Annotated in this window: 15 protein-coding genes; 7 read left to right on the forward strand and 8 right to left on the reverse strand. The window is 72.9% G+C overall.

Going from position 1 to position 14,125, the window contains the following annotated elements; all coding sequences use genetic code 11:
- Nucleotides 1–356: 356 nt before the first annotated feature.
- Entirely contained in the window at nucleotides 357–662 is a 306-nt protein-coding gene (locus tag AB0C66_RS34235; protein ID WP_362447851.1) for a hypothetical protein, read from the forward strand.
- 43 nt (nucleotides 663–705) lie between these two features.
- Here the strand turns inward: AB0C66_RS34235 and hutH are convergent, their stop codons facing one another.
- From hutH to AB0C66_RS34255, 4 genes are all read right to left on the reverse strand, one after another.
- Nucleotides 706–2,250: a histidine ammonia-lyase gene (gene hutH / locus AB0C66_RS34240; RefSeq protein ID WP_362447854.1), complete on the reverse strand. Its 1,545-nt coding sequence runs from the start codon at nucleotides 2,248–2,250 to the stop codon at nucleotides 706–708.
- Between the two features lie 92 nt (nucleotides 2,251–2,342).
- Nucleotides 2,343–3,467, reverse strand: coding sequence for a GGDEF domain-containing protein (locus AB0C66_RS34245; protein ID WP_362447902.1), 1,125 nt, complete (start codon nucleotides 3,465–3,467; stop codon nucleotides 2,343–2,345).
- Between the two features lie 229 nt (nucleotides 3,468–3,696).
- The gene (locus tag AB0C66_RS34250) at nucleotides 3,697–4,503 is read right to left on the reverse strand and encodes an enoyl-CoA hydratase-related protein (RefSeq protein ID WP_362447857.1); all 807 of its coding nucleotides are present in this window, start codon (nucleotides 4,501–4,503) and stop codon (nucleotides 3,697–3,699) included.
- 89 nt (nucleotides 4,504–4,592) lie between these two features.
- The gene (locus AB0C66_RS34255) at nucleotides 4,593–5,036 is read right to left on the reverse strand and encodes a MarR family transcriptional regulator (RefSeq protein ID WP_362447859.1); all 444 of its coding nucleotides are present in this window, start codon (nucleotides 5,034–5,036) and stop codon (nucleotides 4,593–4,595) included.
- A gap of 125 nt (nucleotides 5,037–5,161) precedes the next feature.
- Here AB0C66_RS34255 and AB0C66_RS34260 point away from each other — a divergent pair, with 125 nt between their 5' ends.
- Nucleotides 5,162–6,190, forward strand: coding sequence for an SMP-30/gluconolactonase/LRE family protein (locus AB0C66_RS34260; RefSeq protein WP_362447861.1), 1,029 nt, complete (start codon nucleotides 5,162–5,164; stop codon nucleotides 6,188–6,190).
- 52 nt (nucleotides 6,191–6,242) lie between these two features.
- Here the strand turns inward: AB0C66_RS34260 and AB0C66_RS34265 are convergent, their stop codons facing one another.
- From AB0C66_RS34265 to AB0C66_RS34275, 3 genes are all read right to left on the reverse strand, one after another.
- On the reverse strand, nucleotides 6,243–7,790 hold the full coding sequence (locus AB0C66_RS34265; RefSeq protein WP_362447864.1) for a cytochrome P450: 1,548 nt from the start codon (nucleotides 7,788–7,790) through the stop codon (nucleotides 6,243–6,245).
- A gap of 198 nt (nucleotides 7,791–7,988) precedes the next feature.
- Nucleotides 7,989–9,218 carry an adenylate/guanylate cyclase domain-containing protein gene (locus AB0C66_RS34270; protein ID WP_362447867.1) on the reverse strand — a complete coding sequence of 410 codons (1,230 nt, stop codon included), beginning with the start codon at nucleotides 9,216–9,218 and terminating at the stop codon, nucleotides 7,989–7,991.
- Between the two features lie 156 nt (nucleotides 9,219–9,374).
- The gene (locus AB0C66_RS34275; RefSeq protein ID WP_362447870.1) at nucleotides 9,375–10,262 is read right to left on the reverse strand and encodes a biotin--[acetyl-CoA-carboxylase] ligase; all 888 of its coding nucleotides are present in this window, start codon (nucleotides 10,260–10,262) and stop codon (nucleotides 9,375–9,377) included.
- A 189-nt stretch (nucleotides 10,263–10,451) separates the two neighbouring features.
- Between AB0C66_RS34275 and AB0C66_RS34280 the strand changes: the two genes are divergently transcribed.
- From AB0C66_RS34280 to AB0C66_RS34295, 4 genes are all read left to right on the forward strand, one after another.
- Nucleotides 10,452–12,047 (forward strand): acyl-CoA carboxylase subunit beta, encoded by a 1,596-nt coding sequence (locus tag AB0C66_RS34280; RefSeq protein ID WP_362447872.1) that lies wholly within the window; start codon nucleotides 10,452–10,454, stop codon nucleotides 12,045–12,047.
- A 14-nt stretch (nucleotides 12,048–12,061) separates the two neighbouring features.
- Entirely contained in the window at nucleotides 12,062–12,268 is a 207-nt protein-coding gene (locus AB0C66_RS34285; protein WP_362447875.1) for an acyl-CoA carboxylase epsilon subunit, read from the forward strand.
- Nucleotides 12,269–12,374: 106 nt separating this feature from the next.
- Nucleotides 12,375–12,506 (forward strand): hypothetical protein, encoded by a 132-nt coding sequence (locus AB0C66_RS34290; protein WP_362447878.1) that lies wholly within the window; start codon nucleotides 12,375–12,377, stop codon nucleotides 12,504–12,506.
- Nucleotides 12,507–12,583: 77 nt separating this feature from the next.
- Nucleotides 12,584–13,198, forward strand: a complete 615-nt coding sequence (locus AB0C66_RS34295; protein ID WP_362447881.1) for a nucleoside triphosphate pyrophosphatase — start codon at nucleotides 12,584–12,586, stop codon at nucleotides 13,196–13,198.
- A 9-nt stretch (nucleotides 13,199–13,207) separates the two neighbouring features.
- On the opposite strand, the gene AB0C66_RS34300 is transcribed toward AB0C66_RS34295, so the two are convergent.
- Entirely contained in the window at nucleotides 13,208–13,666 is a 459-nt protein-coding gene (locus AB0C66_RS34300) for a hypothetical protein (protein WP_362447884.1), read from the reverse strand.
- Between the two features lie 358 nt (nucleotides 13,667–14,024).
- On the opposite strand from AB0C66_RS34300, the gene AB0C66_RS34305 reads away from it, so the two are divergent.
- A partial coding sequence (locus tag AB0C66_RS34305) for a biotin carboxylase N-terminal domain-containing protein (RefSeq protein ID WP_158786612.1) occupies nucleotides 14,025–14,125 on the forward strand: 101 nt, incomplete at its 3' end.

The following is a 14,125-nucleotide window of genomic DNA, read 5'->3' on the forward strand; positions in this document are numbered from 1 at the left end:
ATTTGACCTGGTCTTGATCTTGACCCCAGAACCCCGGACCTATCCGACAAGAACGCCTGTACCTTTTGGTCGGTTCCACGCACAGTAAAACTGTGTGCAAGGCCACTTAGCAAAGGCGCCGGTCAAGCCTATGACCCGCCGGTACCCAACCCGGGGCGACTCAGTCCACCGGGCGCCACATCACCGCGATCGGACCAGCCGCCCGCCCACAAAACCGGACAAACCACAAACTCTCGGTACACGATCCTTGGCGGAGCGTGCACGGCCCCGGGGCTTCGCTTCCGCCCGGGCCGCCCATGTCACTACGATCGGGGCGACGGGGGTCAAGTCACCGCAGCCTCAAGGAGGATGCCGCTGTGTCCGCACGCCGACCGCTGCTGACGGCCGCCGCTGCCGGTTCGCTGCTGTGCGCCCTGTGGTTCGTCCCGTCGGCCAACGCCACGGTCGAGCGGACACAGCAGTCGGCCGCCGCCGAAGCCGGCTCCCGGGGCGCGGAACAGCCCGGCCTGCCCGGCCAGTCCGCGTCCACGCCCGGGGAGAATCTCGCCGACTCCGGCAGTGTGGACGTCACCCCGTATCTCGTCGGCGGTACGGCCTTCCTGGGGCTCGGCGTGGTCATGGTGACCGCCTCCGTGCGCCGGGCGCGCCCGGAGGCCGTCTGACCGTCCGTCGGCCGGTCTGTCGGCCCGCCGCTCGGCGGCCGGTTCAGGCCAGCGGCCCGGTCACCGTCTCCACGGCCTCGGCCAGCTTCCCGGACCGTACGAAGGCGTCGGCCGCGGCCAGGTCCGGCGCCAGATAGCGGTCCCCGCCGGGCCCTTCGACCCCGGCCGCGCGCACCGCCGCCAGCACCGCCCGGGTCGCGGGCGCGGGCTGGAGGCCCTCGCGCAGTTCGACCCCGCGGGTCGCCGCGACCAGTTCGACGGCCAGCACCCGGGAGAGGTTGTCCACCGCCGTGCGCAGCTTGCGCGCCGCGGACCAGCCCATGGAGACATGGTCCTCCTGCATCGCGGAGGACGGGATGGAGTCCACCGAGGCGGGCACCGCAAGCCGCTTCAACTCGCTGACCAGCGCGGCCTGGGTGTACTGCGCGATCATCAGGCCGGAGTCCACACCCGCGTCACCCGCGAGGAACGGCGGCAGCCCGTGCGAGCGGTTCTTGTCCAGCAGCCGGTCGGTGCGGCGCTCGGCGATCGAGGCGAGATCGGCGGCGGCCACGGCCAGGAAGTCCAGCACATAGGCGACCGGCGCCCCGTGGAAGTTGCCGTTGGACTCCACCCGGCCGTCCGGCAGCACCACCGGGTTGTCCACGGCGGCGGCCAGTTCGCGGTCGGCGACCAGCCGGGCGTGCGCCAGGGTGTCCCGTCCGGCACCCGCGACCTGCGGGGCGCAGCGGATCGAGTACGCGTCCTGCACCCGCGGCGCGTCGTCCTGGTGGTGGCCGGTCAGCCCCGAACCGGCCAGCACCCGCAGCATGTTGTCGGCGCTGGCGGCCTGGCCCGGATGCGGGCGGATGGCGTGCAGCTCGGGTGCGAGCACCCGGTCGGTGCCGAGCAGCGCCTCCAGGGAGAGCGCGGCCGTCACATCGGCGACGGTGAACAGCCGGGCCAGATCGGCGCAGGCCATGACGAGCATGCCCAGCATGCCGTCGGTGCCGTTGAGCAGCGCGAGCCCCTCCTTCTCGCGCAGCTCGACCGGCTCGATACCGTGCTCGGCGAGCAGCTCGGCGGCGGGCCGGAGGGTGCCGTCGGCCCCCTCGGCCTCGCCCTCGCCCATCAGCGCCAGCGCACAGTGGGAGAGCGGCGCGAGATCGCCGGAGCAGCCCAGCGAACCGTATTCGTGCACCACCGGGGTGATTCCGGCGTTGAGCATCGCGGCCATCGTCTCGACCACGAGGGGCCGCACGCCGGTACGGCCCGAGGCGAGCGTCTTCAGCCGCAGGAACATCAGCGCGCGCACCACTTCGCGCTCGACCCGCGGCCCCATCCCTGCGGCGTGCGAGCGGACGATGTTGCGCTGGAGCTGGACCCGGAGGTCGGGGCTGATGTGCCGGACGGCGAGCGCGCCGAAGCCGGTGGAGACCCCGTAGACGGGCTCGGGCTTGGCGGCCAGGTCGTCGATCACCCGCCGGGACGCGGCCACGGCGTCCAGCGCCCGGGCCGACAGCTCCACCCGGGCGCCATCGCGCGCCACGGCCACGACATCCTCGGCCGTCGCCCCGGACGTCCCCACCACCACAGTGTGCATATCCATATTCAGGCACCCTAGAGACTGAATCGCGACCTGTCACCTGTCGGACCGAAGGCTTCTCCGCGGCCCGTCCGGTACGGCCCCGGACCGCCGGTTCACGGGCGGCGCCCGCGGAAGCGGCGGCGCTCCGGGGGGTGGTCGGCGGCGGAGTCGGCGAGCCGGACCACGGGGTCGTCGGGGCCGCCGTCCCGCCCGGCGACGACCGGTTTCCCGGAGCGGGCGGCCTTGGCCCGGTACTGGGCGGCGTCGGCCAGCCGGAACAGCCGCCGGGCCGACCGTATGGGGCCGATGGGATCGCCGGTGGACGCGACACCGCAGGCGACGCCCTCGCCCATCTCCAGCTCGGCGGCCCGGCGGCACAGCTCGTCCGCCACCCGCACCACCTCGTCGGCCGGGGGCCCGATCCCCAGCAGACAGAACTCATCGCCGCCCAGCCGGGCCACCAGGGCTCCGGGCAGCATGGCGCCGCACAGCGAGAGCACCGAGCCGAAGCGTTCCAGCAGACGGTCGCCCACGGCATGGCCGAGGGTGTCGTTGACCCGCTTGAGGCCGTTGAGGTCGCACACCACCAGGCTGACCACCGTGCCGTGGGCGCGGTGCGCCTCCAGCGCCTCGTCCAGCCGGATGTCCACCGCGCGCCGGTTGCCCAGCCCGGTCAGCGGATCGGTGAAGGCCAGTCTGCGGACCTCCTCCAGCCGCTCGGTCTGGGCGAGCCCGGCGGCGGTCACGGCGGCCAGCACGGTCGCGAAATCCGCGTCGTCCCGGCCGAACACCTCGCTCCCGGCCGGACGCGCCACATACAGCTCGCCCCAGGCCCGTCCGTGCAGCACTATCGGCGCCACCACACAGCTGCCCCGCTCGCGCCGCCGCAGCGCGGCCACCCTCCCCGGGCCGCCGCCCGGAGCCGCCCCCCGGGTGCGGTACGAGGCCGAACCGGCGGGGCGACCCTCCGCGGTCTCCACCCAGGCGTGCGGCTCCCCGCCCGCCGCCCAGCGCTCATGCAGGAACTCGGTGATCTCCGGGAACTGGTGCACCGGGTACGACTCGTCCTCCGGCAGCGGCTCCTCGCCGTCCATCAGCTCGCCCACGTTCACCAGGACCCGCAGACGGCCGCGCTCCCGCTCCCACACCGAGACCGCGGCGAAGGTGCCGTCGAGCGCCCGGCGGGCGCTGTCGGCGGCGGCACCGACCGCCTCGCGCGGGGTCTGGGCCGCCGCCATCGCCTGGGCGAGCGCCACCACGGCCCGCAGCCGCCCGTCGACACCGCCGGGGCGTCCACCGGCCGCTCCGTAGTCGTCGTTGTCGTTCACGACGGCCTCGCATTCTCACCGCACCGCAGCTCTCGCTCTGCCCTCCAGCGTAAGAACGTCGGGGACAATCCGCTGCGGACCGTTCACCGCGGGTAGACGGCGGGCCGGTACGGGGCCGCTCCCGGGCCGGTACGGACGCCTACTCCCCCGGCCACTCCGGGGTCCGCTTCTCGTTGAACGCGGCGACGCCCTCGGCCCGGTCCCCGGAGAAGGCCACCGTGCGCCAGGCCGCGTCCTCGACCTCCAGACCGGCCTTCAGGTCCAGGCCGTGGCCCAGCCGCAGCGCCCGCTTGGCGGCCCGCAGCCCGACCGGCGAGTGGGCGGCCATCCGCCCGGCCAGCGCCAGCGCCTCGGTACGGTCCTCGCCCTCACCGGCGAGCAGATCCACCAGACCCAGCTCCCGGGCCTCCGCGGCCGGCACCCGGCGGGCGGAGAAGATCAGCTCGGCGGCGCGCGCGGCGCCCACCCGGCGCGGCAGCAGCTGGGTGCCGCCACCGCCCGGGATCACCCCGACCGACACCTCGGGCAGCCCCACCACGGCGGTCGGGTCGGCGACGATCACGTCGCAGGAAAGCGCCAGCTCGAAGCCGCCGCCCAGTGCGTAGCCGTGTACGGCGGCGACGGTGGGCACGGGCAGCTCCAGCACCCCGGTGTACGCGGCGCGCGAGCCCGGCCGGTGGCGCACCAGCTCGGCGTCGGTGAGCGAGTTGCGCTCCTTGAGGTCGGCGCCGACACAGAAGGCCCGCTCATGGCTGGAGGTCAGCACCACCGCACGGGCGTCACGGTCCTCCGCCAGGGCGGCGCAGGCCGTGGCGATACAGCGCGCCATCTCGGAGGAGACGGCGTTCATGGCCTTCGGCCGGTCGAGGACCAGCTCGGCCACATACCCGTGCCGCCGGACCGCGACCCATTCGCCGTACCGCACCTCGCCGAGCTGCTCGCCCATCGGAAAACCCTCCCGGTTAACGACCGTGAACCTGTTGCGAGGATCATCGCAGCCCGGCCCGTCATCCGGAACCCGCACAGGTCACCGGCTCAGCGCGGGCGCACCGACTCCAGGTAGTCCACACAGCGACCCAGCAGCGCGACCAGCCGCTCCCGCTCCTCCTCGCCGAACTCCGCGGAGAGCCCCCGCTCCACCCGCACCGCACGGGCGTCCGCGTCGGCCAGCACCTCCTGGCCCCGCTCGGTGAGCCGGGTCTCCAGGACGTTCTTGTGCCACTCGTGCGGGGTGCGCTCGATCAGCCCGCGCTCCTGGAGGTTCTTCAGCAGCGTGTTCATCGTCGGCGGGGTCACCATGCACGCCCGCGCCAGCGCGGCGGCGGAGATGCCCGGGTGCTCCGACAGCTGGAGCAGCGCCGCGTACTGCGGGACGGTCAGACCGGCGGGCTTCAGCACGGCGTGCTTGGTCGCGTTCAGCGCTTGCTCGGCTCGCTTGAGGTGGGAGCCCAGCCGCTCGCTAGCGGGCATCGAGGTCATCTGCGCATCGTACGGCGGGGTGAAAGATAAGCACCTTGACGAAGATTAGAGCTCTAATTACTGTTCGCATGCATCTCAAGCAGCGTATTCAACTGTGTTCATCGAAGAACCGAAGAGAGGCACGCATGCCCCGCGCCCTTCCGCGCCGCGCCCTGGCCGTCGCGGTCACCGTCCTGGCCACCGTCCTGCCGCTGGCGCCCGCCGCCCGGGCCACCGCCCCGGCGCCCCGCCCGGCCGCGCACCACCCCACCGAGCCCCGGATCTCCGCCGCGTACGCACTGCCGGGCGACCGCGTCTACCCCGAGGGCATCGCCGCCGATCCGCGCACCGGAACCCTCTACGCCGGGTCGTACGCCGACGGCACGGTCTACCGGATGACACCCGGCCACCGGGTGGCCGAGGTCCTGCTGCCCGCGGGCACCGACGGCCGCGCCACCGCCAACGGGCTGAAGGTGGACGGCGCGGGGCGGCTGTGGGTGACCGACTCCACCGCCGGTGTCTCCGTCTACGATCCGCGCACCCGCCGTCTGCTGGCCCGTTTCGACGTCGCCGGGCCGGGCGCCCGGTTCGTCAACGACCTGGCCATCGCCCCGGACGGCAGCGCGTACCTCACCGACAGCCTCCGTGGCGTGGTCTACCGCGTCACCCCGCGGCAACTGGCCCGCGCCCAGGCGCACGGCGGGCACGCGGCCCTCACCCCGCGCTTCGACCTGAACGCCGCGATGGAGCCGCACGACCCGGGCACGTACACCCTCAACGGCATCGTCGCCGACCCGACCGGGCGCCACCTGCTCACCGTCGACTCGACCGGTGGCGACCTCTACCGGCTGGAGCCGTCCACGGGCCGGATCAGCCGGGTGGCCCTGCACGGCGGCGATCTGCGCCTCGCCGACGGCCTCGAACTGCGCCACGGCACCCTGTGGGCGGCGCACAACACCGACAACGCGATCAGCCGCTGGCGGGTCGCGCCGGACGGCCACGCGGCCCGCCAGGAGCGCCGGTTCACCGATGAGGCGCTCCAGGTGCCGACCACCCTGATACGCCGCCACGGCACGCTCTACGTGGTCCGCTCCCAGTTCGACAAGGGCGGCCCCCTGGGCGACAACGGCACCCCACGGACCCCCTTCACGGTGGCCGCCGTGACCGGCATCTGAGCCGAAGCCGCGTCCGGACCGGCGGCCCCCTCGGCCGGACCGGCGACCGGGGCTAGCGCAGGCGGCGCCAGCGCTTCAGGGCGGCCAGGACGGAGGGACGGCCCCGCGCCACCGGGTCGTCCGCCTCCTCCGGCTCGGGGGCGTCGGCGTCCCCGCCCGGCGCCGGTGCGTCGTCGGGGGCGGACGGCTCGCGTTCGGCGCGGCGGGGCGCCGGGAGGGGGCCGGGCGCGGCCGGGCCCCGGCGTGAAGCCGCCGCGGTCGGCCCCCCATCGGCCGGTCCGGCCTCCGGCGCCGCCGGGCGGTCCTCCGGCTGAACCTCCGCCGCGGCGGCGGAGGTTTCCGCTGGCGGGAAGTGTGCCGGGAGGGACACCAGACCGCGCTGGTAGATGCCCGGCCGCCACAGCAGCTCCGCCGCCGGAACGGCCAGTGCCAGGTCCGGCAGCCGGTCCAGCAGCCGTTCGATGGCCACCGCCGCGATCAGCCGCGCCGAGCTGCGCCCCGGGCACATATGCGGACCCGCGCTGAAGGCCAGATGGGCGCGGTTGCCCTGGGGGCTGCCGGCCACCCGTAGCGCGTCCTGGTTGGCCCCGGCGAAACTGATCACGACGGGCTCGCCCTCGCGCAGCCGCACCCCGGCCAGGTCCACATCGCGCCGGGGGAAGTGCACCGCCAGGTTGGCCAGCGGCGGATCCGTCCACAGCACCTCGTCGAGCGCGTCCTCCACGAGCATGCTGCCGCCGGAGAGCCCGCCCGCGAACCGGTCGTCGGTGAGCAGCACCCGCAGCGCGTTGCCGATCAGGTTGATCACCGGCTCGCTGCCGGAGGCCATCAGCAGGCCGAGCTGCTCGACCAGTTCCTCGTCGGTCAGCCGCTCCGGGTGGGCGATCAGCCAGGAGGTCACATCGGCGGCCGGGCGGGCGCGCTTGAGGTCGATCAGCTCCCGGAGCGCGTCGGCCACCATCCGGTCGGCGGAGCCGACATCCGTGCCGTCGAGCATGTTCGCCAGCCCGGTGAAGAGCCGGTCGGCGATCTCCCGGGGACAGCCGAAGAGCTCACCGAGGACCAGCAGCGGCAGCAGCGCCCCGTAGTCGCCGACCAGATCGGCCTCCCCGAGGGCGCAGAACTGGTCGATCAGTGAATCGGCGATGCGCTCGACATAGCCGCGCAGCGCGCCCGGGTCGATCCGGCTGGTGCTGTCGTCGATCGCGGCGCGGTAGCGGCGGTGCTCCTCGCCGTCCACCGCCGTGGCCATCGGCCGGTACCGGATCATCTGCCCGGCGTGGCTGGTGTCGGGCACCCGGCCCTCGTTCCGCGCCCGCCACCGCCGGGGGTCCTTGGAGAACGTCTCCGGGCGCCGCAGGATCTCCAGCGCGGTCTCGTAGCCCACGCAGAGGGTGGCGGTGACGCCCGGATCCAGCTCGACCGGGACCAGCGGGCCGTGGGACTCCCGGAGCCGCTGGTAGACGGCGAACGGATCGCGGCCGAACTCGGGGGTGTCCAGCGGTACCGGCCCGGTGCCGCCCTCGGTCCGCGCGGGGCAGCGGGGCGGTGGGACCGCTCCCGCGCGAGGCTCGGGGCCGGGCTCATCGGGCTCGGTCACGCAGGGCTCCTGGCATCCGGGGGCGTCTCGGGCAGGCGGCGTACGCGCCGGGGCGGTCAGCGCGCCCGGGCCCGCCCGTTCACCGGGACCCACTCGTGGATCTTGGCGCGCAGACTAGCCGAAGCGGCTTCCGCGCCGGCGCCAGTTGTCACATCGCATACAGGTCAGCCGTCCGCATACAGGTCAGCCGCGTACGGATCAGCCGCGGCGGCTCAGCAGCCAGGGCTCCACGACCCCGAGACCACGCACCGGCCGCTGCCACATCGGCTGGAGCGCGAAGCGGTAGGCGGGGGGCTCCTCGCCCTCCTTCTCCGCCGCGGCGGCGGCCTCCGCGGCCTCCGCCTCCGACACCGGGGCCTCCCCGGTGCGGCTCAGCTCCTCCGCGAACGCGCCGTCGACCAGGACCGCGTTCTTGGGGGCTATCGAGGTGAGCCGGGCCGCCAGGTTCACCGTGGTGCCGAAGACATCGCCCATGCGGGTCGTGACCGTGCCGAAGGCGATCCCGACCCGCAGCTCGGGCATGGTCTGGTCGTGGGTGAGGGTCTCGATCAGCCGCAGCCCGATCTCGGCGGCGATACCCGCGTCGTCCGCCGCGTACAGCACCTCGTCGCCGAGGGTCTTGATCAGCCGTCCGCCGTGGGCGGCCACCAGATCGGCGGCCGTGGTCTCGAACGCCTCGACCAGCTCGCCGAGCTCCTCCTCCTCCAGCCGCCGGGTCAGCCGGGTGAAGCTCACCAGGTCGGCGAAGCCCACCGCGAGCCGCCGGTCGACCATCTCGGCGTCGTCCGCGGCCTGGACGACCCGGCCGGTCGCCGCCGCGAGCTGCCGCCGGTAGACGTAGACGAGGAACTCCTCCAGCTCCGGCAGCAACAGCTCGACCAGCGGATACGCGATCTCGGTCCGCGTCATCCCGGTCTCCTGCGGCTCGGTGAGCCCCTCCAGGAACGAGTCGATCTGCCAGTCGGCGAGCCGGGCGGTGGTCTGGCCGGTGGAGCGGGCCACCTGGATCGCCATCGGCTCGCTCAGCAGCCCGGCCTCCACCAGACCGGACAGCCGCCGCAGCGCCAGTACGTCGGCCTCGGTGAGCGCCTTGGCCTGGCCGATGTCGGCGAAGCCCATGGCCCGCCAGAAACGGGTGGCCAGCTCCACCGAGACGCCCGCGCTCCGGGCGGCCTGGAACGGGGTGTAGCGCCGCTCGGCACCGAGGATCAACTGCTCCAGCCGGAGCGCGATGGGATCCGGTGCGTCGGGGTCGTCGTCGCCGGCGGTATCAGCCGGGTCGGCGGCGTCAGTGGTGTCGGCGGCGTCAGCGATGTCACTCGCGGCGGCGTGCTCCCGCGCCCCGGTGTCCCGTACGGCCGGGTCGGCGGCGGCGTCCCGCGCACCGTCCTCCTCGGCCGTGCCGGAACCCGTGTCGTCGGCGGTCACCGCCCGCCCCCTGTCCGATCCCTGCGCACTGCCCTTCCGTTCCCTCTTCCGGTTCGGTTCCGCTCGCCCACGGCCGCCCCGAACTGGACCGACCGCGACAACGATACGTCAGGTGTGCCGTAGCTCACTCTCCACTTGAACGCTCATTTTGAGCGCTCATTCGTCCGTCGGTACGGAGCGTAGATGCACGATGTCCCCGGCGGAGACAGGCTCCTGCACACCGCCCTCGGTCGCCAGCACCAGCCGTCCGTCACCGTCGATCGCGACCGCCTCGCCGACCCGCTCCCCGCCGCCCGGCAGTTCCGCGCGGACCCGGCGGCCCAGGGTGGCGCAGCCCGTCGCGTACGCCTCCTGGAGCCCGCAGGGTCCGGGGTCGCCCTCGAACCGGCACCATTCGCCGTACCACTGCTCGATGGAGCGCAACACCGCCCGCAGCAGCGGATCGCGGTCGGTGGTGACGGCGTTCGCCAGGACCAGCGATCCAGCGGTGGGCACGGGCAGCTCCTCGGCGCGCAGCGTGACGTTCAGGCCGAGCCCGATCACCACCGACTCCCCGGCCCGCTCGGCCAGGATCCCGCCGAACTTCCGCTCCTCGCCGCCGACCGTGACCAGCAGGTCGTTCGGCCACTTCAGGGCGGTGTCCACACTCGCCGTCCGGCTCAGCGCCCCGGCGGTGGCGACCCCGGCCAGCAGCGGCAGCCAGCCCCAGCGCGCGGTGGGCACCCCGGCCGCGCCCGGCCGCAGCAGCACCGAGAAGAACAGCCCGGAGCGCGGCGGAGCGGTCCAGGCGCGGTCCAGCCGCCCGCGGCCGGCGGTCTGCTCCTCGGCGATCAGCACGGTGCCCTCGGGGGCCCCGGCCGCGGCCCGGGTGACCAGGTCGGTATTGGTCGAGCCGGTCGCCCGCACCACCTCCAGACCGGTCCACAGCCCGCCCTGGCGCACCAGCGCCCGGCTCAGCGCGGCGGCGCTCAGGGGCGGCCGGTCCAGATCGGACCAGCGGCCGTGTGGATCTTCCGGGCTCCCCGGGGTGTCAGAAGGCGTCATACGGGCCAGCCTAGGGTCAGGAGGTGTGGCCAACGACGCAGTGCCACCACGCAGTCCCGCCGATACGCTACGAGCCGGTAGCCCAGCCAGCTCAACAGCCACCGAACCGGTCCGCAACCCCTATCGACCCCGTCCGTTCGCCGAATCCCCCCTGAACCCATCCCCAGGACGAGCAGGAGCCGCATCCCGATGTCCGAGCCGGAGATCGCCACCGAGATTCCAGACCGTCACACCACCGCGGGGAAGCTCGCGGACTTGCAGCGCCGCATCGAGGAAGCGACGCACGCGGGCTCGGCGCGGGCGGTGGAGAAGCAGCACGCCAAGGGCAAGCTGACCGCGCGCGAGCGGATCGACCTCCTGCTCGACGAGGGGTCCTTCACCGAGCTCGACGAGTTCGCCCGGCACCGCTCGACCAACTTCGGCATCGAGAAGAACCGCCCCTACGGCGACGGTGTGGTCACCGGCTACGGCACGGTCGACGGCCGCCCGGTCTGTGTCTACTCCCAGGACTTCACGATCTTCGGCGGCTCGCTGGGCGAGGTCTACGGCGAGAAGATCGTGAAGGTGATGGACTTCGCGCTGAAGACCGGCTGCCCCATCATCGGGATCAACGACGGCGGTGGCGCCCGTATCCAGGAGGGTGTGGTCGCGCTCGGCCTGTTCGCCGAGATCTTCCGCCGCAATGTGCACGCCTCCGGGGTGATCCCGCAGATCAGCCTGATCGTCGGCCCCTGCGCGGGCGGCGCGGTCTACTCCCCCGCGATCACCGACTTCACGGTGATGGTGGACCAGACCTCGCATATGTTCATCACCGGACCGGACGTGATCAAGACGGTCACCGGTGAGGACGTGGGCTTCGAGGACCTGGGCGGCGCCCGCACCCACAACACCACCTCCGGGGTGGCGCACTACATGGGCGGCGACGAGAAGGACGCCATCGAGTACGTCAAGACGCTGCTGTCGTACCTGCCGTCCAACAACCTCTCCGAGCCCCCGGCCTTCCCCGACGAGGCCGACCTCGAGGTCACCGACGAGGACCGGGAGCTGGACACGCTCATCCCGGACTCGGCGAACCAGCCGTACGACATGCACAAGGCGATCGAGCACGTCCTGGACGACAACGAGTTCCTGGAGACGCAGCCGCTCTTCGCGCCGAACATCATCACCGGGTTCGGCCGGGTCGAGGGCCATCCGGTGGGCATCGTGGCCAACCAGCCGATGCAGTTCGCGGGCTGTCTGGACATCGACGCCTCGGAGAAGGCCGCGCGCTTCGTGCGCACCTGCGACGCGTTCAACGTGCCGGTGCTGACCTTCGTGGACGTACCCGGCTTCCTGCCGGGCGTCGAGCAGGAGTACAACGGCATCATCCGGCGCGGCGCCAAGCTGATCTACGCCTACGCCGAGGCCACCGTCCCGCTGATCACCGTGATCACCCGTAAGGCGTTCGGCGGCGCCTATGACGTCATGGGCTCCAAGCACCTGGGCGCGGACCTCAATGTGGCGTGGCCGACCGCGCAGATCGCGGTGATGGGCGCCCAGGGCGCGGTCAACATCCTGCACCGGCGCACCATCGCGGCCGCCGACGACCCGGAGACCACCCGCGGCGAGCTGATCTCCGCCTACGAGGACACCCTGCTCAACCCGTATATCGCGGCCGAGCGCGGCTATGTCGACGCGGTCATCATGCCGTCCGAGACCCGCCGCCATATCGTCCGGGGGCTGCGCACCCTGCGGAACAAGCGCGAGTCGCTGCCCCCGAAGAAGCACGGCAACATCCCCCTCTAGGAAGGGCTGTTTCCATGATCCGAATCGTCCGGGGCAATCCCACCCCAGAGGAGTTGGCCGCCGCCCTGGCGGTGGTCCAAGCACGCGCGACGGCCGCCGCGGCCGTCGCGCAGGGCGAGGGCGCACCCGAGGAGTGGTCCGACCCCGCCCGTACCGTCCCCAGCCGCCGGGTGCCGCACCCCGGCCCCAAGGCATGGCGTACGACGTACTGGCCGGCCTGACCGGATACGCCGTACCTCCGGAAAACCGGAAATAGTGCCTCCGCGCCGTCCCGCCTGAGTACGCGTACTCAGGCGCGACGGCGTCCGGCGTTCCACCATCGAAGGCATGCTGTGGTCCGAGCCGCCCGATGAGCCGCCCGAGGAAATGCGGCGGGTACAGGCCATGCTCCGGCGCGCCCGCACCGTCCTGGCGATCTCCGTGATGATCGCGATGTGCGTCCTGGCCTTGCGGCCCTGACCGGTCCCCGGCCGCGGCCCCGACCGGTCCCGAAGGGGCCCGGCGGGACGTGGTGACGACGGCCTACTCTGGTGCGCATGACCGCACAGCGCACCCTCGTTCTCGCGTCCGCCTCCCCCGCCCGGCTCGGGCTGCTGCGCCAGGCCGGGCTGGCTCCGAAGGTGATCGTCAGCGGGGTGGACGAGGACGCGCTGAGCGCCGGTACCCCCGCCGAACTGGCCCGGGTGCTGGCGGAGGCCAAGGCGGACACGGTGGCGGCCCTGCCGGAGGCGGCGGGGGCGCTTGTCGTCGGCTGTGACTCGGTGCTGGAGCTGGACGGTCAGGCGCTGGGCAAGCCCGCGGACGCCGAGGAGGCCACCGCCCGCTGGAAGGCGATGCGCGGCCGGGCGGGCGTACTGCGGACCGGCCACTGCGTGATCGACACCGCGAGCGGGCAGCGCACCTCGGCCACCGCCTCCACCACCGTCCGGTTCGGTGAGCCGACCGACGCCGAGGTCGCGGCGTATGTCGCCAGCGGTGAACCCCTGTACGTAGCGGGCGCGTTCACGCTGGACGGCCGTTCGGCACCGTTCATCGACTCCATCGAGGGCGACGCGGGCAATGTGATCGGGCTGTCCCTGCCGCTGCTGCGGCGGCTGCTGGCCGAGGTCGGTGTGGGCATCACCGACCTCTGGACCGACGGCGCCCCCTAACCCCCGGGCCTACGCCGGGCTGGGGGCGTCCTGGCCGTTGCCCGCGGGCTCCGCGGGCGCGGTCCCGTCATCCGGTCCGTAGGCCAGCAGGGTGAGCACGATCAGGCCCAGCACGAGCATCATGAAGCCGAACGCGGGCCAGCCGACCAGGCCGACCGAGAAGGCGCCCAACAGCCCGTGCACCACGGCACAGGTGATGAGCAGAATCCGGCCGAAGCGGCCGGGCCCGCGGTCGCGCACCGCGACGCGCAGCAGCACCACTCCGCACAGCAGCAGATAGAGGCCGAAGACCCCGCCCGCGATCCAGGTGCCCATGGACATCGCGTCCGTGTCGAGCCCGCCCATGGACATCTGCTGCTTGTCCACGACCAGGCCCAGGATCCAGTTCAGCAGCGCTATTCCGGCCGCTTCCAGCATCAATGTGACAGCCGCTATCGCGGCCACCGGCCTGCGCGCCACCCCGCCCACCCTCTTCCGCTCGACAGCGCGAACGCTACTAACGGGTAAGCGCGGCCGACAAGAGGTGTGCAGCAGCCGGCGTCCACGGCGTGGACGAGCGCGACAACGCGGCAAAGTTTCCGCCGCTCGTTCGTAGGGATTCCACAAAGAAACCCGAAGCGCCGCAGCACGGCGGGACAGAGACCTTGCCCACATCCCGGACCGCTCCGAGGGCCCGAAAACCGGGCGTACCGTGGAGCGACGGGGGATTTGGCTTCCTGTTCGCGTCCGGGTTCACGCTCCGTGTGGTCAAGCTCACCCCCGGGGTCTTCTCGGCGCGAGGTGTCACCAGTACCTAAACTCGGCTTGTTTCAAGGAGGGAGTCATCGTGCGCAAGGTGCTCATCGCCAATCGTGGCGAGATCGCTGTTCGTGTTGCCCGTGCCTGTCGGGATGCCGGAATCGCCAGCGTGGCCGTCTACGCCGATCC

This window comes from Streptomyces sp. NPDC048636, from assembly GCF_040650655.1.
Lineage (GTDB): Bacteria > Actinomycetota > Actinomycetes > Streptomycetales > Streptomycetaceae > Streptomyces.